The 18,967-nt window shown below is 64.0% G+C and carries 16 protein-coding genes; 6 read left to right on the top strand and 10 right to left on the bottom strand.

Annotated features, from left to right (window positions below):
* The first annotated feature begins 86 nt into the window (after positions 1–86).
* A complete protein-coding gene (gene rcdA / locus JQ597_RS17710) occupies positions 87–599 on the top strand; it encodes a protease adaptor protein RcdA (RefSeq protein WP_212265533.1) in 513 nt (170 codons plus the stop codon).
* A 107-nt stretch (positions 600–706) separates the two neighbouring features.
* Here the strand turns inward: rcdA and rpmE are convergent, their stop codons facing one another.
* The gene (gene rpmE, locus JQ597_RS17715) at positions 707–934 is read right to left on the bottom strand and encodes a 50S ribosomal protein L31 (RefSeq protein WP_192736886.1); all 228 of its coding nucleotides are present in this window, start codon (positions 932–934) and stop codon (positions 707–709) included.
* Between the two features lie 181 nt (positions 935–1,115).
* Here rpmE and JQ597_RS17720 point away from each other — a divergent pair, with 181 nt between their 5' ends.
* Positions 1,116–2,975: an ABC transporter ATP-binding protein/permease gene (locus tag JQ597_RS17720; protein WP_212265534.1), complete on the top strand. Its 1,860-nt coding sequence runs from the start codon at positions 1,116–1,118 to the stop codon at positions 2,973–2,975.
* Between the two features lie 177 nt (positions 2,976–3,152).
* On the opposite strand, the gene JQ597_RS17725 is transcribed toward JQ597_RS17720, so the two are convergent.
* Both JQ597_RS17725 and JQ597_RS17730 read right to left on the bottom strand, forming a co-directional pair.
* Complete coding sequence (locus tag JQ597_RS17725) at positions 3,153–4,184, bottom strand: peptidoglycan -binding protein (RefSeq protein ID WP_212265535.1); 1,032 nt, start codon at positions 4,182–4,184, stop codon at positions 3,153–3,155.
* 71 nt (positions 4,185–4,255) lie between these two features.
* The gene (locus JQ597_RS17730; RefSeq protein ID WP_212213250.1) at positions 4,256–5,254 is read right to left on the bottom strand and encodes a flagellar motor protein MotA; all 999 of its coding nucleotides are present in this window, start codon (positions 5,252–5,254) and stop codon (positions 4,256–4,258) included.
* Positions 5,255–5,429: 175 nt separating this feature from the next.
* On the opposite strand from JQ597_RS17730, the gene JQ597_RS17735 reads away from it, so the two are divergent.
* The 4 genes from JQ597_RS17735 to JQ597_RS17750 all read left to right on the top strand — a co-directional run bounded on the left by JQ597_RS17735 (position 5,430) and on the right by JQ597_RS17750 (position 11,441).
* Positions 5,430–5,711, top strand: a complete 282-nt coding sequence (locus JQ597_RS17735) for a hypothetical protein (protein WP_212265536.1) — start codon at positions 5,430–5,432, stop codon at positions 5,709–5,711.
* 32 nt (positions 5,712–5,743) lie between these two features.
* The gene (locus JQ597_RS17740; protein ID WP_212265537.1) at positions 5,744–6,772 is read left to right on the top strand and encodes an SAM-dependent methyltransferase; all 1,029 of its coding nucleotides are present in this window, start codon (positions 5,744–5,746) and stop codon (positions 6,770–6,772) included.
* A gap of 311 nt (positions 6,773–7,083) precedes the next feature.
* Positions 7,084–8,289 carry an efflux RND transporter periplasmic adaptor subunit gene (locus tag JQ597_RS17745; protein WP_212265538.1) on the top strand — a complete coding sequence of 402 codons (1,206 nt, stop codon included), beginning with the start codon at positions 7,084–7,086 and terminating at the stop codon, positions 8,287–8,289.
* A 5-nt stretch (positions 8,290–8,294) separates the two neighbouring features.
* Entirely contained in the window at positions 8,295–11,441 is a 3,147-nt protein-coding gene (locus tag JQ597_RS17750) for a multidrug efflux RND transporter permease subunit (protein ID WP_212265539.1), read from the top strand.
* A 44-nt stretch (positions 11,442–11,485) separates the two neighbouring features.
* Here the strand turns inward: JQ597_RS17750 and JQ597_RS17755 are convergent, their stop codons facing one another.
* From JQ597_RS17755 to gap, 7 genes are all read right to left on the bottom strand, one after another.
* Positions 11,486–12,274 (bottom strand): inositol monophosphatase family protein, encoded by a 789-nt coding sequence (locus JQ597_RS17755; RefSeq protein WP_212265540.1) that lies wholly within the window; start codon positions 12,272–12,274, stop codon positions 11,486–11,488.
* Positions 12,275–12,376: 102 nt separating this feature from the next.
* Positions 12,377–13,495, bottom strand: coding sequence for a tetratricopeptide repeat protein (locus JQ597_RS17760; protein WP_212265541.1), 1,119 nt, complete (start codon positions 13,493–13,495; stop codon positions 12,377–12,379).
* Between the two features lie 8 nt (positions 13,496–13,503).
* Complete coding sequence (locus tag JQ597_RS17765; RefSeq protein ID WP_212265542.1) at positions 13,504–14,211, bottom strand: thiamine phosphate synthase; 708 nt, start codon at positions 14,209–14,211, stop codon at positions 13,504–13,506.
* Between the two features lie 2 nt (positions 14,212–14,213).
* Positions 14,214–15,239 carry a class I fructose-bisphosphate aldolase gene (locus JQ597_RS17770; protein WP_212265543.1) on the bottom strand — a complete coding sequence of 342 codons (1,026 nt, stop codon included), beginning with the start codon at positions 15,237–15,239 and terminating at the stop codon, positions 14,214–14,216.
* Positions 15,240–15,348: 109 nt separating this feature from the next.
* On the bottom strand, positions 15,349–16,416 hold the full coding sequence (fba, locus tag JQ597_RS17775) for a class II fructose-bisphosphate aldolase (RefSeq protein WP_212032941.1): 1,068 nt from the start codon (positions 16,414–16,416) through the stop codon (positions 15,349–15,351).
* A 58-nt stretch (positions 16,417–16,474) separates the two neighbouring features.
* Complete coding sequence (locus JQ597_RS17780; RefSeq protein ID WP_212265544.1) at positions 16,475–17,671, bottom strand: phosphoglycerate kinase; 1,197 nt, start codon at positions 17,669–17,671, stop codon at positions 16,475–16,477.
* A 153-nt stretch (positions 17,672–17,824) separates the two neighbouring features.
* On the bottom strand, positions 17,825–18,832 hold the full coding sequence (gene gap, locus JQ597_RS17785; protein WP_212265545.1) for a type I glyceraldehyde-3-phosphate dehydrogenase: 1,008 nt from the start codon (positions 18,830–18,832) through the stop codon (positions 17,825–17,827).
* Between the last annotated feature and the right edge of the window lie 135 nt (positions 18,833–18,967).

An 18,967-nucleotide genomic window follows, 5' to 3' on the forward strand; every position in this document is an offset into this window, starting at 1 on the left:
TCGCCCTCGCAAGCGCAATGATTTGTTCATCATAAGTCGGCGGTTTGAAAAGCCGGCAGCGTATCAGTGGCGTGAGGGCGTTAACTATGGCGGACCGGCTGCACAGCGAATCCGCGCTCGTTCAATTCAGCGAGCGGCTGACTAATTCGGCGGCATTCGGAACCTTGTTCCGCGAGGGCATGGATCTGGTCGAGGAGACCGCCGCCTATCTCGACGGTGACGGTCGCGCCGAGGCCAAGGCGCTCGAACGCTCCGTCAGTCTCACCTATGCGACCGAAAGCATGCGGCTGACCACCCGCCTGATGCAGCTCGCCTCCTGGCTGCTGCTGCATCGCGCGGTCAAGGAAGGCGAGATGACGCTGACCCAGGCCAACCGCGAAAAGACCAAGGTCAAGCTCTCCGCCGCCGATCCCGGTCCCGAAGACATGATCGCCAAACTGCCGCAGCAATTGCAGCACCTGATCGAGCGCTCGATGAACCTGCAGTCGCGGGTGCGGCGGCTCGACACTTCGATCCATGCGCCGGCGGCCGAACGCGCCCCGATCGGCAATCCGCTGGTGCCGCAGCTCAATCGCCTGAAGGCGGCCTTCGAGCGGTAATTCCGCCACCGTCTTGGTGCATAAAAAGTCTTGGTCCATAAAAAAACGCCCCGGGAAACCGGGGCGTTTTGCATTCCTGGGCCGAATGGCGAGGGGTCGAAAAACCCTCAGTCCTTCTTGAGGAAGCCCGAAAACTTCTTCTGGAAGCGCGACACGCGGCCGCCGCGGTCGAGCATCTGCTGGGTGCCGCCGGTCCAGGCGGGATGCGACTTGGAGTCGATGTCGAGGTTCAGCTTGTCGCCTTCCTTGCCCCAGGTGGAACGGGTCTGATACTCCGTACCGTCGGTCATAACGACCGTAATCGTATGATAATTCGGGTGAATTTCGGCTTTCATGGCATATCCTTCGGCGCGCCTGCGCCCGTCTCGAAATGTCAGGGGTACGGGATTTGGGCGGGTCTATAACGCAACAAGGCCGCCAAAACAAGCTGCCAGGGCCGTCTGATTGGCCGATCTGCCGGATTTGCCAGCGCCGCTCCCGGGGCCTATCTGGGGGCATCGAAACTGGTCCCTTTTCATGAGCGCAGCCGAACAGCTTGAAGACCCACCCGGCAGCGTGCCGCCGCGGCGCGACGCGCTGCTCGAGGAAGAGGCCTTCATCGAAACCCAGCTCACGCAGTCGCCGGCCAAAACCGGCGCAAAACTGCGCCCCCTGCTGGCGCTGGCGCCCTACGTCGCGCGCTATCGCGGGCGGGCGATACTGGCGTTCATCTCGCTGACCGTCGCGGCGGTGACGACCCTGGTGGTGCCGATCGCGGTGCGGCGCATGATCGACTTCGGCTTCAGCCCCGAAGGCATCGCGATGATCAACAGCTACTTCAGCGTGATGATCGCGGTCGTTGCAGTGCTGGCCTGCGCCAGCGCATCGCGGTTCTATCTGGTCATGACGATCGGCGAACGCATCGTTGCGGACCTGCGGCGCGACGTGTTCGCGCATCTGATCTCGCTGTCGCCTTCCTTCTTCGATTCCGCCCGCAGCGGCGAACTGGTGTCGCGGCTCACGGCTGACACCACCCAGATCAAGTCGGCGGTGGGCGCGTCGGTGTCGATCGCGCTGCGCAATCTGATGCTGTTCATCGGCGCCACCACCATGATGGTGATCACAAGCCCGAAGCTTTCGCTGTTCGTGCTGCTGGCAATTCCGGTGATTGTGATTCCGCTGGTCGCGTTCGGACGCTGGGTGCGGCGGCTGTCTCGCAACGCGCAGGATACGCTGGCCGACGCCAGCGCCTATGCCTCCGAGCTGGTCGGCGCTATCCGAACCGTGCAGGCCTATACCAGCGAGCGGCTGGCCGCGACGCGCTTCGGCCGCGAGGTCGAACAAGCCTATGACGCCGCGCGCAGTTCGACGCGGGCGCGCGCGGTGCTGACCTTGATCATCATCTTCATCGTGTTTTCCAGCGTCGTGGTGATCCTTTGGGTCGGTTCGCACGACGTGCTGACCGGTTCGATCAGCCCGGGCCGGCTCGGCCAGTTCGTGCTGTATGCGGCGTTCGCCGCGACGGGCCTCGGCCAGCTCAGCGAGGTCTGGGGAGAAGTCTCGGCCGCCTCGGGCGCCGCCGAACGGTTGTTCGAGATCCTGCGCGTCAAGCCGCAGATTACGGCGCCGGCCTCGCCGGTCGCCCTGCCGTCGCCGGCGCGCGGCGATGTCAGCTTTGAAAATGTCAGCTTCAACTACCCAACGCGCCCGGATGTACGGGCGATCGACAGCGTCTCGCTGTCGGTACGGGCCGGAGAGAAGGTCGCGATCGTCGGCCCGTCAGGCGCCGGCAAGAGCACGCTGTTTCATCTGCTGCTGCGGTTCTACGATCCCGCCAGCGGAACGATTTCGGTCGACGCCGTGCCGATCAAATCGGCCGATCCACGCGAAGTGCGCGCGCGCATCGCGCTGGTGCCGCAGGACTCGGTGGTGTTCGCGGCAAGCGCCCGTGAAAACATCCGCTTCGGCCGGCCTGATGCCAGCGATGCCGAGGTCGAACGCGCGGCCGATCAGGCGCATGCCACCGAATTCATTCGCCGCCTGCCTGAGGGTTTCGAGGCGCAGCTTGGCGAGCGCGGCGTGACGCTGTCGGGTGGCCAGCGCCAGCGCATCGCCATTGCCCGAGCCATCCTGCGCGACGCCCCGCTGTTGCTGCTCGATGAAGCAACCTCCGCGCTCGATGCCGAAAGCGAGACCCTGGTGCAGACCGCGCTGGAAGAATTGATGCGCCACCGCACCACGCTCGTGATCGCGCACCGGCTCGCGACCGTTCTGTCCTGCGACCGCATCATGGTGATGGACCAGGGCCGCATCGTCGAACAGGGCACGCATGCCGAGCTGGTTGCCGCGAACGGGCTGTATGCAAGGCTGGCAAGATTGCAGTTCGAAGGGATTTGACTTTGTTGTCGTCACCCGCGAAGGCGGGTGACCCAGTATTCCAGAGAAGTTCGTTGTTGAATCGAGAAGCTGCGGCGTACTGGGTACCCCGCCTTCGCGGGGTACGACGCCCGAGTGTGAAGCACGGCGGTCACCCTTCCGCGTGGAATTGCTTCCTCGGGGCCTCTCACGTGATCACTACCGTTCTGTCAGCTTCAGCTCGATGCGGCGGTTGCGTTTGTAGGCTTCCTCGGTCGGCGCCGTGTCGAGCGGCTGGAATTCGGCAAAGCCTGCGGCGACCAGCCGCTGCGCGGGGACGCCGAGCGAGACCAGATATTGCACCACCGAGATCGCACGCGCCGACGATAGTTCCCAGTTCGACTTGAACACCGGGCTGTTCATAATCGGCCGCACGTCGGTGTGGCCGTCGACCCGCAGCACCCAGGCGATTTCGCTCGGGATCTGCTTGTCGAGATCAACCAGCGCGGATGCAAGCTTGTCGAGCTCGGAGCGGCCTTCGGGCAGCAGCAAGGCCTGTCCGGTGTCGAAGAACACTTCGGATTGGAACACGAAGCGATCGCCGACGATCCGGACATCCGGCCGATTGCCGAGAATCGCACGCAGCCGCCCGAAGAACTCGGAACGGTAACGCGTCAGTTCCTGCACCCGCTGCGCCAGCGCCACGTTGAGCCGTTGGCCGAGATCGGCAATGCGGCCCTGCGATTCCTTGTCGCGTTTTTCGGAGGCGTCGAGCGCTTCTTCAAGCGCGGCGAGCTGCCGGCGCAGCGCGCTGATCTGCTGGTTCAGCACCTCGATCTGCGCCAGCGCGCGCGACGTCACCGCCTTCTCGGAATCCAGCGCCTTGTTGAGTTCGTTGGCGCGGCCCTGGGCGTCGTTGCCGGCGCCGGCGAGCCCCTCATAAAGGCCCTTGATGCGATCGCGCTCCGCTTCCACCGATGTCAATCCGGCGCGCGCCTGCGAGAGCTGGTCGCTAAGGTTCAATCCGGTGAGTTTTTCCAGCGACAGCAGGTCGTTCAACTGCGCGATCTTGGCGTTGAGCGCCTCCAGCGCCTTGTCCTTGCCGGTGACTTCCTGCGACAGGAAGAACTGCACGACGAGAAACACCGAGAGCAGGAACACGATCGACAGCACCAGCGTCGACAGCGCGTCGACGAAGCCCGGCCAGTAGTTCATTCCCGATTCGTTGCGGCGTGCACGCGCGAGGGCCATCGGCTAAATCTCTTTATGTCTGAGCATGATCTTATCCGAAAACCGGAACGCCACTTTTCGGGATCATGCTGTTAACTCTTCTCGGGCTGGCGCGCGATCCGCTCGAGCAGCTTCTTGATCTCGCGATTCTGTTCGCCCTGGCCGTCGGCCCATTCGCGGATCATCTGCTGCTCGGTGCGCATATGCGCGACCAGGCCCTGAATGGCTTCGGCGAGGTTGGCCATCGCCGCCGTGGTGCTGCGGCTGCTGCCGCCTTCCTCGACCACCGCGCGCAGCCGCTCCATCGCGTGCTGCAGCTCGCCGGAAACACCGGTGGTGCCGTCGCCTGAATATTCGCGCACGGTCGAGGCGAGCCAGTCTTCCAGGTCGGTATAGAAGCGGTTCTGCGCCTGGCTCGATTGCAGGTCGAGGAAACCCAGGATCAGAGATCCGGCGAGGCCGAACAGCGAGGACGAAAACGAGATGCCCATGCCCTTGAGCGGCGCCGCCAGACCCTCCTTCAGGGTATCGAACAGCGAGCCCGAATCACCACCGACCTTCAGCCCCTCGATCACCTGGCCGACGGAGCCTACGGTTTCGATCAGGCCCCAGAAGGTGCCGAGCAGGCCGAGAAAGACCAGCAAGCCCGTCATGTAACGGGAGATGTCGCGGGCTTCGTCCAGCCTTGTTGCGATCGAATCCAGCAAATGCCGCATGGTCTGCTGCGAGATCGACATCCGTCCGGTGCGCTCGCCGCCGAGGATTGCCGCCATCGGCGCCAGAAGCGTCGGGCGCCGGTCGATGGCGAGGCCGGGGTCGGCGATGCGGAAGTTGTTGACCCAGGAGACTTCCGGGTAGAGCCGGATCACCTGCCGGAACGAAAGGATGATGCCGATCAGAAGCACCGCGCCGATCAGGGCGTTGAGGCCGGGATTGGCGAAGAACGCGGTGACGATCTGCTTGTAGAGCACGGTCATGACCAGGCCGCACAGCACCAGGAACACCAGCATCCGCACCAGAAAAATCTGTGGCGACGACAATTTGGTGAGCTCGATCTCCATTTCGGAGCGGGCGGAGGGGCCTTGGGGCATTGCGGGGGTCTTCCGTTGCGAAAAGCCGCGTTTGGGGGGCCAATATGGCACAGCGCGGCTGAGAAAAAAGATCGGAAAAGCGCGGTTTCAGGCAGACGACGGGGAACTTCACGCCGAAACTGGGCTTTGACTTGAGCGTATTTTGGAAACGTTCTTTGTCCAACCGGGATTTTTCATGACGGCCCTGTATCTCGAAGCGCTGGCGGCGATGGCCGTTTTGCTCTCGGTCCGGATGGCGGGCACCTGGATGGTGCAGCCACGCACCGGCAACGCCGGCTGGGTGGATACAATCTGGACCGTTTCGCCCGGTTTGGCCCGCGTAACCGGCATTCCGTCGCGGGAGCCGCAGCTGCTGCGCCCGCGCGATGACCGCTATCGCGACTGTCAGTTGCGTGTCCGTCCGTTCTTCTCGCTATCGCCGCAAGATGATTCCCGAAAGTGGAGGCCGGTTTTCTAAAAAGGATCGTGCTCAAGAAAGGGAGTGGTCACATGAGCTTCGTTTCCACGATCATCGGCACCGCTGAGCGGGTGCCGCTGCCTGACGTGATCATCCGCGCCGCGATCCACCGGCTGTGTTCGCGCACCGCAACAAGGCTCGCCATCGGCAACGCCGAAAGCGACGCCTGGTTTGCCGACGAGATGGCCGCGCGCGCCATCGCCGAATACAGCGACGAGGCCACCGCGCAGCATCACGAGGTGCCGTCGGCGTTCTTCGCGCTTGTCCTCGGGCCACACCGCAAATATTCCTCGTGCTTCTACCGGGAGCCGGCCACGACATTGCAGGAGGCCGAAGAGGAGGCGCTGCGTCAGACCGTCGGGCATGCCGATATCGCCGACGGCCAATCGATTCTCGAATTCGGCTGCGGCTGGGGTTCGCTGTCGCTGTGGATGGCGCGGCAGTTCCCGCATTCGGAAGTGACGGCAGTATCGAATTCCGCCTCGCAGCGCCAATTCATCGAGGGCGAAGCCGGCAAGCGCGGATTGAAGAATCTGCGTGTGGTCACCTCGGAGATGAATCTGTTCGACCCGCAGATGCAGTTCGACCGCATCGTCTCCGTCGAGATGTTCGAGCACCTGTTGAACTGGCGCGAATTGATGTCGCGGATCCGTTCCTGGCTGAAGCCCGACGGTCGCTTCTTCATGCACATCTTCACCCATCGCTCGGGCGCCTATCTGTTCGACCGCGCCGATGGCGAGGACTGGGTCGCGCAGCATTTCTTCACCGGCGGCATGATGCCGAGCCACCATCTGATCCGGCAATATTCCGATCTGCTCGAAATCGAAAAGGAATGGCGCTGGAGCGGGCTGCATTATCACCGCACCGCGCAGGATTGGCTGGCCAATTTCGATCTGCACCGCGAGGAGATCGAAGCGGTGTTGCGTCCCGTCTATGGCGGCGAGACCGCGTTGTGGATGCGGCGCTGGCGCTGGTTCTTTCTCGCGACGTCAGGCCTGTTCGGTTACGCCGACGGCAGCGAATGGGGCATCAGCCACTACCGGATGAAGGCGGTTCGTTAACGGGCAGCAGGTGATTCGCGCCGGTTTTCCGCAAATTCGCGGGATGCCGCGTTTTGAGCTCTGGTTCCCGCTCACACTTGTTGCGTTCCATTCCGACGCGCTGAAGCGTGACGTTGTCACAATCCGGTGAGTCGCCAAAATCGCCGTTTGTTCAGTGCGATAGCGTCGTGTGACATTGGGCCGCCGCGCATGCGCATTGCATCGCAGCAAACTCACCCTATCCTTGTCTCAACAAGAACGCGATGTCTTCGCGACAGTATCGCGCAAACAGTTGTTTGCGCTTCAACTCGACTAAAGGGGCGATATTTTCGATGTCTGGAATTCGTGCGCAATCATGCATCGCTCTGATGCTCCTTGCGATGGCGCCGCTGTTGGCTGGATGCAAAGAGCCAACCGCTGCAACGGCTGCTGTGCAGCCTTCTTCCGAGCCAGACGTCAGTGTTGTTACCGTGAGGCCGCAGTCGCGTGCGATCATCCGCGAATTGCCGGGGCGTATCGCGCCGACCCGCGTTTCTGAAGTGCGCCCGCGCGTGTCCGGCATCGTGGTCGAGCGCCTGTTCCACCAGGGCAGCGAGGTCAAGGCCGGCGACGCCCTCTACAGGATCGATCCGCGGCCGTTCGAGGTCGAGGTGCAGTCGACCGAAGCCGCGCTGGCGCGCGCCAGCGCAACGTTCGATCAGGCCGCATCGCATGCGCGCCGTATCGCCACGCTGACCAGCCAGCGCGCAGCCCCCGAAGCCGAGAACGAAAAAGCCATCTCGGCCGAGCGTCAGGCGGCTGCGGACGTCGAGGGCCGCAAGGCCGACGTCGCCCGCGCCAAACTCAATCTTGATTATGCCACCATCCGCGCTCCGATCGACGGCGTCGTCGGCGCCGCGCTGGTGAGCGAAGGCGCGCTTGTCGTGCAGAACGAAAGCACGAGCCTTGCGACCATCCAGCAACTCGATCCGATCTATGCCGATTTCACCCAATCGGTGAACGAGCTCAATCAGCTGCGCCGGGCGGTGGAGAGCGGCGATCTCGACCGTATCGCGCCTGACGCCATGAAGGTTCGCCTGGTGCTGGACGACGGCTCGGTTTATCCGATTGCCGGCAGATTGCTGTTCTCGGAGGCCAAGGTCGATGCCCATACCGGGCAGGTGACGTTGCGCGGCGAGTTCCCCAATCCGAGGCGCGAATTGCTGCCGGGCATGTACGTCCGCGTGCTGATCGAGCAGGGCATCGATACCGACGCCATCGCGGTGCCGCAGCAGGCGATCCAGCGCAATGGCGGCGGTGGCAGCGAAGTGTTCGTGGTCAAGAGCGACAACCTCGTCGCCGTCCAGCCGGTACGCACCGGCTCGTTGCAGGGCGGCCAGTGGTTCGTCACCGAGGGCCTGAAGGCCGGTGACAGGGTCATCGTCGAGGGCTTCCAGAAGTTTGCCGCCGGCGATAAGGTCCGGCCGCAGCTGCTGACCGAGGCCGACGCGTCCGCCGATTTCGCCGGTGCCAGGCCGTCCGCGCAAGCGACACGGTAGATTCCATGCCGAGTTTCTTCATCGACAGGCCGATCTTCGCCTGGGTCGTCGCGCTTTTCATCTGTCTGATCGGCGCGATCTCGATCCCGCTGCTGGCGATCGCGCAGTATCCGATCATCGCACCGCCCTCGATCTCGATATCGACCAGCTATCCCGGCGCGTCGCCGGAAAACCTCTACAACAGCGTCACGCGGCTGATCGAGGAAGAGCTCAACGGCGCCAACGGCATCCTGAACTTTGAATCCACCAGCGACTCGCTGGGCCAGGTCGAGATCATCGCCAATTTCGTGCCGGGTACCGACACCGGGACGGCGTCGGTGGAGGTGCAGAACCGCATCAAGCGCGTCGAGGCGCGGCTGCCGCGCGCGGTGATCCAGCAGGGCATCCTGATCGAGGAAGCTTCCAGCGCCGTGCTGCAGATCATCACGCTGCGCTCGACCGACGGCAGCCTCGACGAGGTCGGCCTCGGCGACTTCATGATTCGCAGCGTTCTCGGCGAAATCAGGCGCATTCCCGGCGTCGGCCGCGCGACGCTCTATTCCACCGAACGCAGTCTGCGTATCTGGGTCGATCCGGCCAAGCTGGTCGGCTATGGGCTGACCGCCGATGACGTCAACAAGGCGATCACGGCGCAGAACGCGCAAGTAGCCTCCGGCAGCATCGGCGCCGAGCCGAGCACGGATGACCAGAAGATTTCGGCGCTGGTGCTGGTCAAGGGACAGCTCTCGTCGCCGGACGAATTCGGCGCGATCATCCTGCGTGCCAATGCGGACGGCTCGACGGTGCGTTTGCGCGACGTGGCCCGGATCGAGATCGGCGGATTAAGCTATCAGTTCAACACGCGGCTTAACGGCAAACCGACGGCGGGTCTGTCGGTGCTGATGTCGCCGACCGGCAACGCGCTGGCGACCGCAAGCGCGGTCGAAGCCAAGATGAAGGAGCTGTCGCGCTTCTTTCCGGCCAACATCGCCTATGAGATTCCCTACAACATCACACCTGTCGTGAAGGCCTCGATCGAGAAGGTGCTGATGACGCTGGTCGAAGCCATCGTGCTGGTCTTCATCGTGATGTTCCTGTTCCTGCAGAACATCCGCTACACCATCATTCCGACCATCGTGGTGCCGGTGGCGCTGCTCGGCACCTGCGCGATCCTGCTTGCGGCCGGCTACTCCATCAACATGTTGACGATGTTCGGCATGGTGCTGGCGGTCGGCATCCTGGTCGACGACGCCATCGTGGTGGTCGAGAACGTCGAGCGTATCATGGCCGAAGAGGGCCTGCCGCCGAAGGAGGCCACCCGCAAGGCGATGTCGCAGATCACAGGCGCCATCATCGGCATTACACTGGTGCTGATCGCGGTGTTCGTGCCGATGGCGTTCTTCCCGGGATCGGTCGGCGTCATCTATCGGCAGTTCTCGGTAACGATGGTTGCGGCGATCGCGTTCTCCGCGCTGCTGGCGATGTCGCTGACGCCGGCGCTGTGCGCGACCTTGCTGAAGCCGGTCGTGGCCGGCCACGGCCATGCCAGGAAGGGCGTGTTCGGCTGGTTCAACCGCGCGCTCGACGGCACCAAGGACGGTTATACGCGCGTCGTCGGACATTCGCTGAAGCGAACCGGCCGCCTGATGCTGATCTATGCGGCGCTGATCGTCGGGCTGAGCTGGGCCTTTATTCGCTTGCCCGGCGGCTTCCTCCCGGTCGACGACCAGGGCTTCATCACCACCGACGTGCAGACACCGGCTGACTCGTCCTATGCCCGCACCGAGGCGGCGGTCGAGAAGGTCGAGCAATATCTGGCGAAGCGTTCCGGCGTCGAGAACGTCACCTTCCTCACCGGCTTCAGCTTCCTCGGCCAGGGCATCAACACCGCCCAGGCCTTCATCACGCTGAAGGACTGGTCGGAACGCGGGCCGAAGGATTCGGCCGCCTCGATCGTCAACGACATCAACCGCGATCTGTCGTCGATCCGCGACGCCCGGATTTCCGCGCTGCAGCCGCCGCCGATCGACAATCTCGGCAACTCCTCGGGCTTCTCGTTCCGCCTGCAGGACCGCGGCCAGAAGGGTTATCCGGCGCTGGTCAGCGCCGCCGAGCAGCTGATCGCGGAAGCCAATGCCAGCCGCGTGCTGCAAAAGGTCTATGTCGAAGGCCTGCCGCCGGGGCCGCAGGTCAATCTGATGATCGACCGCGAAAAGGCCGGTGCGTTCGGCGTCACCTTCGAGGACATCAACAACACCATCTCGACCAATCTCGGATCGAACTACATCAACGACTTCCCGAACCGGGGCCGGATGCAGCGCGTGATCGTGCAGGCCGACCGCGGCAGCCGCATGAATGCCGACGACATCCTGAACTACAACGTCAAGAACAGCCGTGGCCAGCTGGTGCCGCTGTCCTCGTTCGCCTCCGTCGAATGGTCGAAGGGGCCGACGCAGATCGCCGGCTTCAACTACTATCCCGCGGTGCGCATCAGCGGCGAGGCGAAGCCCGGCTTTACCTCGGGCGACGCCATCGCCGAGATGGAGCGGCTCGCGGGCAAGCTGCCGCGCGGCTTCGGCTATGAGTGGACCGGACAATCGCTGCAGGAAAAGCTCTCGGGCTCGCAGGCGCCGTTCCTGCTCGGCCTGTCGGCGCTGGTGGTGTTCCTGTGTCTGGCAGCGCTCTATGAAAGCTGGACCATTCCGCTCGCGGTGCTGTTGACGGTGCCGCTCGGGATCTGCGGCGCGGTGCTGGCGGCGTCGTTGCGCGGCTTGCCGAATGACGTTTACTTCACCGTCGCCCTGATCACCATCATCGGACTGGCTGCGAAAGATGCCATTCTGATCATCGAATTTGCCAAGGAGCTTCGCGCGCAAGGCAAGCCGCTGGTCGAAGCGACGATCGAAGCCTGTACCTTGCGTTTCCGCCCGATCCTGATGACCGGTCTTGCCTTCGTTTGCGGCGTGCTGCCGATGGTGATCGCGACCGGCGCCGGCGGCGCCAGCCAGCAGGCGCTCGGCACCAGCGTGATGGGCGGCATGATCGCGGTCGTGATCCTGGCGCTGTTGATGGTGCCGGTGTTCTTCGTCGTGGTGCAGAGGTTCCTTGCCGGCGATCGGGAGAAGGTGACGGAAGCGAAGCAGGCGCAGGCAGCGCCGAGGGCCGCGGAGTAGCGATCACTCGCCAAACCCCCGGCCTGCCGCCTCGACCGGCGCCGTTACAGCGGCTTCAGAATCTTCACCAGCTCTTTGTGCACGAACTCGTTGCCGCAGATCAGGTGGCCGGTCTTGAGGCAATCGTCGTCACCCGCCATGCCCGACACGACGCCGCCGGCCTCGCGGATCATGATCTGTCCGGCCGCCATGTCCCATGGCTGCAGGTTGCGCTCCCAATAGCCGTCGAGGCGGCCGGCGGCGACGAAGGCCATGTCGAGCGAGGCGGCGCCGAACCGGCGCAGGCCCGCAACCTTTTCCTGGATCGCGGTCATCTCCTGCCGTGACTGGGGTAGATCGCCACGCCCGATATGCGGCAGGCCGCAGCCGATCACGCATTCGTCGAGCTGGCGCCGGCCGGCGACGCGCAGCCGTTGGTCGTTGAGGAACGCGCCCTTGCCGCGCTCGGCGATGTAGAGTTCGTCATTGGCCGGATTGTAGATCACGCCGGCGATGATGGTGCCTTCACGCTGCAGGCCGATCGAGATCGCGAATTGCGGAATGCCGTGCAGGAAGTTCGTCGTGCCGTCCAGGGGATCGACGATCCAGGTGTGGCTCTTGTCGGCGCCTTCGCGCGTGCCGCCTTCCTCGCCGATGAAGCCGTAACCCGGCCGCGACTTGGTCAGATCCGCATAGAGCAGTTCCTCGGCGCGCTTGTCGGCCATGGTGACGAAATTCGCAGGCCCCTTCAGCGACACCTGCAGATGCTCGACCTCGCCGAGGTCGCGCTTGAGGCTGCGGCCGGCGTGGCGCGCGGCTTTCACCATGACGTTGATAAGGGCTGAATGCAGCATGATGCGGGGCTTATGGGTTAGGAGGAAAACGGCCAATGCCGCCCAAGGGTTTAGCGAGGGGTGAGGGACTGGGTGCCCTGACGATGTGTCGCCGTCAAGGCGTCATTTCTTGTCGTTGCCGATCCATTTGCGGGCGGCCTCCTGGGCCTTGGCGCGGTCCTCGGGACTGAGGCTCGCCAGCGCGTCGTCCAGCATCGGATCGCCCTTGCCTGCGGTTTTGGCGACAATGTGCCATTTCAGGGCCTCGACCTTGTCGACCGCCACGCCCTGTCCACTGACCAGCACGCGGGCGAGGCGGTTCTGCGCAATCGGGCTGTTCTGCCGGGCCGCCTTGCGGAGCAGTGCGACGCCGGCGGCCTCGTTCTTCGGCGTGCCGGTGCCGTTATAGAGCGCGATCGCGTATTCGACCTCGGCATCGACATTGTCGGCCAGCGACGCGGCTTGCAGCAGGCGCACCGCCTTGTCGATGTCCTGGGGCACGCCGGTGCCTTCCTTGTAAAAGGTCGCAAGCGCGTATTGCGCTTCCGGGTTGCCGGCGTCGGCCGCGATCCGCAGCAATTCGGCGGAACGTTTCACATCCTGCGGCAGTGTCTGCCCGTCGAGATACAGCAGCGCCAGGTTATACGCCGCCTTGGGATTGCCGAGCTTGGCGGCGGAAGCCAGCAGCTTGACCGCTTGCTCGCGGTTGACCGGGCCGCCGCGGCCGGAAAGCTTCATCATCGCCAGCGCAAACATGCCCTCGCGGTCGCCGGCGTCGGCGGCGCGCTGGTACCACTCGATGGCTTTCGCGTAGTCGCGCTTGACGCCGAGGGCGCCGGAGTAGAGTTCGCCGATCATCGTCATCGCCTTGGCGTCGCCGGCATATTGCGCCCGCGTCAGCGCCAGATCGAGCGCGGTCTTGTAGAGGCCACGCTGATAGGCGCCGTAGACGAGATCGACATTGGGATCGTCAAAGCTGGGCGTGGGTGAAGCTGCCGGAGTGGGCGTCGCGGCCGGTTTGGGCGTGGCCGCAGGCTTCTTGGCGACAGTGGGCGCCTTCGGCTTCGGGGCCTCCTTGGAAGTATCCTTGGAAATCTCTTTGGGCGTCTCTTTCTTCGCGGCCGGCTTGCTGGCAGGCGCGGGCGTCTGCGCTGCGGGCGGCGTCAGCGAGATCTGCGCCGATGCGCCGGCCGCCGCCATCAGGCAGCAGCCAAGGATCGATATCGGACGCAGCAGTCTCATGTCCGGCGCTATCCCCGTCCGGTCGTCTGCTCGGTGGTGTTGTCCGTGCTCTTGTTTTTTCCAAACGCGGCGGCGTGCGCTTGCGTGATCGCCTGCTCGATATCGATCAGCGCCGCCTCGGGCCCGCGCGGATCGGCCCAGATGAAATCGCCGACAAGCACGAAATCCGCACCTGCGGCGGCAAATTCGCAGGCCTCCTCGCGTGAGGCCGCATAACCGACGCAGGGCGGTTCGAACAATTCATCCCACCATTGCAGGCGCTCGGCGATCGCTTCCGCCGATGGCCGCTCGCCCCTGGCGTCGGGTTCACCGAACAGCACGTAGTCCGCGCCCGCTTCGCCCGCGGCCATCGAATCGTGCCGCGTGGCGAGGCCGCCGACGCCGGCGATGCGATCGGGCTTGAGGGACGGGAAGGCGTCTTCGATGGAAGCGATCCCGGTCAGATGGGCGCCATCGGCGCCGCCGCGCGCCACCAGTTCGACATGGCCATCCAGCAGCAGCGCCGCGCCGCCGTCCTGAACGACGGGCGCCAGCGTCTTGATGCGCGAGATCATGGTGCGCTGGTCGGTCTCGCGCAGCCGCAGCAGCACGGCGGCGACGTCGGCTGCGGCGAGCAGGCCGGGGAGGCTGGCCATGAGCTGCGACGGATCGTCCACGACTGATGTCGCGAGATAGAGGCGCGGCACCGGGCGCTGCGGAACGGGTTTGGCGGCCAATGCTATGCGACCTTCTTTTCCAGGCCGGCTTCCCACTCACCCTTGCTCGCCAGCGCATTCATTCGCGCCCGGTGCGTGAATGCGCGCTGGCCGGCGGCGACGTTCTCGGCTTTGCCCGACCACGCCTTCTGCGGCGCCGCTTGCAGCGCGCGGCCGTAGGAGAAGGTCAGTCGCCAAGGGAGGCCGCCGATCCGGTTCATGGCATTGAGATGCGCGGTCGCATCCTCGTCGGATTGTCCGCCGGAGAGGAAGGCGATGCCGGGAACGGCCGCCGGAACGCAGCTCTTCAATAGCCGGATGGTCTTCTCCGCGACCTCTTCGACCGGCGATGGCTTTGCGCTCTTCTTGCCTGCGATTGCCATGTTGGGTTTCAGGATCATGCCCTCCAGTGCGACGCGCTGGATCCGCAATTCCTGGAATGTCTTGTTCAGGACGCGCTGGGTCACTTCGTAGCAGCGGTCGATGTCGTGATCGCCGTCCATCAACACTTCCGGCTCGACGATCGGCACGATCTGCGCTTGCTGACACAACGCAGCGTAACGGGCGAGCGCATGCGCGTTGACATGGATCGCGGTCATGCTGGGGATATTCTGGCCGATGTCGATCACCGCCCGCCATTTGGCGAACCGTGCGCCGCGCTCGTAATATTTCTTCAGACGCTCGGCGAGCTTGTCGAGCCCAGCCGTGATCAATTCGCCGGGGCAGTTCGGCAAGCCCTGGGTTCCTTCATCCACCTTGATGCCGGGGATGGCGCCGGACTGTTCGATCAGCTTGACCAGCGGCGTGCCGTCCTTGGCATTCTGCCAGATGGTTTCGTCATAGAGGATGACGCCCGAGACGTATTTGCTCATCGCCTCCTGCGAGCGAAACAGCATTTCCCGGTAGTCGCGGCGCGTCTCCTCGGTCGATTCGACGCTGATGGCGTCGAAGCGCTTCTTGATCGTGCCTGAGGATTCGTCGGCGGCGAGTACGCCCTTGCCCGGCGTGACCATGGCGAGGGCGACCTTGTTGAGGTCAGCGAGATTCATTGATCCGTTCTCCAGACACCTGCCTTGCAAACCAAAATAGGCGGTTCTCGGGCAATTGCCTAGAAAACGTTCGTCGCGGCCGGCAGCCTCCGCGGCGCGATGGCGCGGGTCAGGCGACCTTCGGGTCAAGCTCGCCCTTGCTGTAGCGCTTGGCCATTTCGGCCGTGGTCAGCACCTTCTTGATCTTGCTGGCCTGGCCCGCGGTGTTGAATTCCTGCAGCCGCTGCTTGCACAGCTTGGTCATCGCTTCCATCGCCGGCTTGAGATATTTGCGCGGGTCGAACTCTTCCGGATTGTCCTTCAGAACCTTGCGGATCTGCCCGGTCATCGCCATGCGGTTGTCGGTGTCGATGTTGATCTTGCGCACGCCGTGCTTGATGCCGCGCTGGATCTCGGAAACCGGCACGCCCCAGGTCGGCTTCATCTTGCCGCCGTTGGCGTTGATGATTTCCTGCAGGTCCTGCGGCACCGAGGACGAACCATGCATCACCAGATGCGTGTTCGGCAGCTTGCGGTGGATCTCCTCGATCACGTTCATGGCGAGGATGTCGCCGTCGGGTTTGCGGGTGAACTTGTAGGCGCCGTGCGAGGTGCCCATCGCGATCGCCAGGGCGTCGACCTTGGTCTCCTGGACGAATTTTACCGCCTCGTCCGGGTTGGTCAGCAGCTGGTCGTGCGACAATTTACCTTCGGCGCCGTGGCCGTCTTCCTTGTCGCCCATGCCGGTTTCGAGCGAGCCGAGCACGCCGAGCTCGCCTTCCACCGAGATGCCGCCGAGATGGGCCATGTCGGTGACGGTCTTGGTGACGCCGACGTTGTAGGTCCAGTCGGCCGGGCTCTTGCCGTCGGCCTTCAGCGAACCGTCCATCATGACCGAGGTGAAGCCGGCCTGGATCGCGGTCATGCAGGTGTCGGGAGCATTGCCGTGATCGAGGTGCACGCAGACCGGGATCTGCGGATAGATTTCGGTGACGGCGTCCATCATGTGCTTGAGCATGATGTCGTTGGCGTAGGAGCGCGCGCCGCGCGAGGCCTGGATGATGACCGGCGCATCGAGGCTGGAGGCGGCCTCCATGATCGCGAGCGCCTGCTCCATATTGTTGATGTTGAAGGCCGGCACGCCGTAATCATGCTCCGCCGCGTGGTCGAGCAGTTGACGCAACGTAATCCGAGCCATCCGAATTCTCCTTGTATTTACAGCGCCCTAAGCGCTCATCTGCTGTCAGTTGAAGGTACTAGCGAATTTTTAGAACTTCGACACCGGGTAAGGGTTTCCCCTCCATCCATTCAAGAAACGCGCCGCCCGCGGTCGAAACATAGGAAAAATCGCCGGCCACGCCGGCCTGGTTCAGGGCAGCGACAGTGTCGCCGCCGCCCGCGACCGAGATCAGCTTCTTGGCCTTGGTGCGCTCGGCGGCGTGCCTGGCCGATACCATGGTGCCGCGGTCGAACGGCGTCATTTCGAAGGCGCCAAGCGGGCCGTTCCAGACCAGCGTCGCGGCGTCGTCGATCGCAGCGTGGATCCGCGCAATCGATTGCGGGCCGACGTCGAGGATCATGCCGTCGGCCGGAATGGCGTCGAGGCCATAGGCATGCGAGGGCGAATTGGCCGCGAAATGATAGGCGACCACGGCGTCCACGGGCAGGATGATGGCGCAGTTGGCGGCCTCGGCCTTTTCCATGATCCGCAGCGCGGTCGCCGCCAGATCCTTTTCCGCCAGCGATTTGCCGACGCCGATGCCCTGGGCGTGCAGGAAGGTGTTGGCCATGCCGCCGCCGATGACGAGCGCGTCGACCTTGCTGACGAGGTTTTCCAGAAGATCGATCTTGGTCGAGACTTTGGCGCCGCCGATGATTGCAATGACGGGCTTGGTCGGCGCTTCCAGCGCTTTGCCGAGCGCGTCGAGCTCGGCCTGCATGGTGCGGCCGGCATAGCCCGGCAGCTTGTGGCCGAGACCTTCGGTCGAGGCGTGGGCGCGGTGCGCCGCCGAGAACGCGTCGTTGACCCAGATGTCGCCGAGCTTCGCCAATTCGGCGACAAACGCCGGATCGTTCTTTTCTTCCTCTTTGTGAAAACGGGTGTTTTCCAGGCAGAGGATGTCGCCGTCCTTCATCGCGGCAACCGCGTTTGCAGCGGCCTCGCCAATGCAGTCATCGGCAAAACCGACCGGCTTCTTGATGACCTGCGCCAGCGCCGCCGCGACGGGCTTCAGCGACTCCTTGGCGTCGCGTCCCTTCGGCCTGCCGAAATGCGCCAGCAGGATGACCTTGCCGCCCTTGCCCGAGATCTCGGTGATGGTGGGGGCGACGCGCTCGAGCCGGGTGGCGTCGGTGACGCGGCCATTGTCGGTGGGGACGTTGAGGTCGACGCGCAGCAGCACGCGTTTGCCCTTCACGTCGACGTCATCGAGGGTGCGGAATGATTTTGTCATTGGGGTGGTCTCTTGTCGCGGGCGCACTGCGGCGCGAAACGCCGCTGTGCAGAACCGGGACCCATGGTTGGGCTGGTCGCGGTGCAAATGGGTCCCGGCCCTGCGGAGCAGCGTGAAGAACGCTGCACCGCGTCCGGGACACGGGACTTAAGCTTACAGCAGCTTCCCCATCGCCACGGCGGTGTCGCCCATGCGGTTGGAGAAACCCCATTCATTGTCGTACCAGGACATCACCCGCACCAGCGTGCCGTTCTGCACCTTGGTCTGGTCCACGTGGAAGGTGGACGAGTGCGGATCGTGGTTGAAGTCGATCGAGACGTTGGGCGCGGTGGTGTAGCCCAAAATGCCCTTCAGCTCCTGCTCGGAAGCGCGCTTCATCGCCGCGTTGATTTCCTTCACGTCGGTGGCGCGCTTGGCGACGATCTTGAGATCGACCACCGAGACGTTCGGGGTCGGCACGCGGATCGCGACGCCGTCGAGCTTGCCCTGAAGCTCGGGCAGCACGAGGCCGATCGCCTTGGCCGCACCGGTGGAGGTCGGGATCATCGACATCGCTGCCGCACGGCCGCGATAGAGGTCGCTGTGCAGGGTGTCGAGCGTCGGCTGGTCGCCGGTATAGGCGTGGATCGTGGTCATGAAGCCGGTTTCGATACCGACGGTGTCGTTCAACACCTTGGCGATCGGAGCCAGGCAGTTCGTGGTGCAGGAACCGTTGGAGACGACGAGGTGCTCCCTGGTCAGCTTGTCGTGATTGACGCCGTAGACGATCGTGGCGTCGGCGCCATCCGACGGCGCGGAAACCAGCACGCGCTTGGCGCCGGCGGTCAGGTGCGCAGTGGCCTTGGCCTTGGCGCTGAAGATGCCGGTGCATTCCATCGCGATGTCGACGCCGAGTTCCTTCCACGGCAGCTTCGAGGGATCGCGCTCGGAGGAAACCTTGATCTTGCCGTTGCCGAGGTTGATCGAATCGCCGTCGACGGTCACGGTGCCGGGGAAACGGCCATGCACGGAATCGAAACGCAGCAGATGGGCGTTGGTCTCGACCGGGCCGAGATCGTTGATCCCTACGACTTCGATATCCTTGCGGCCGGATTCCGCAATCGCCCGCAAGATGTTGCGGCCGATGCGGCCAAATCCGTTGATCGCGACCCGGATTGCCATGCTCGTTTCTCCTTTAATAGCTGGTGTCACCCCCGTGGAATGGTTCCACGGCGGTGCTTACGGCGGATCGCCCGGTTCGGCCGGGCGAGAACGGTCAAGATGAGCTTTTAGGTAGACCTTTTTGCCAACAAGCTC

This window comes from Bradyrhizobium sp. AUGA SZCCT0177, assembly GCF_018130125.1.
Classification (GTDB): Bacteria; Pseudomonadota; Alphaproteobacteria; order Rhizobiales; family Xanthobacteraceae; genus Bradyrhizobium.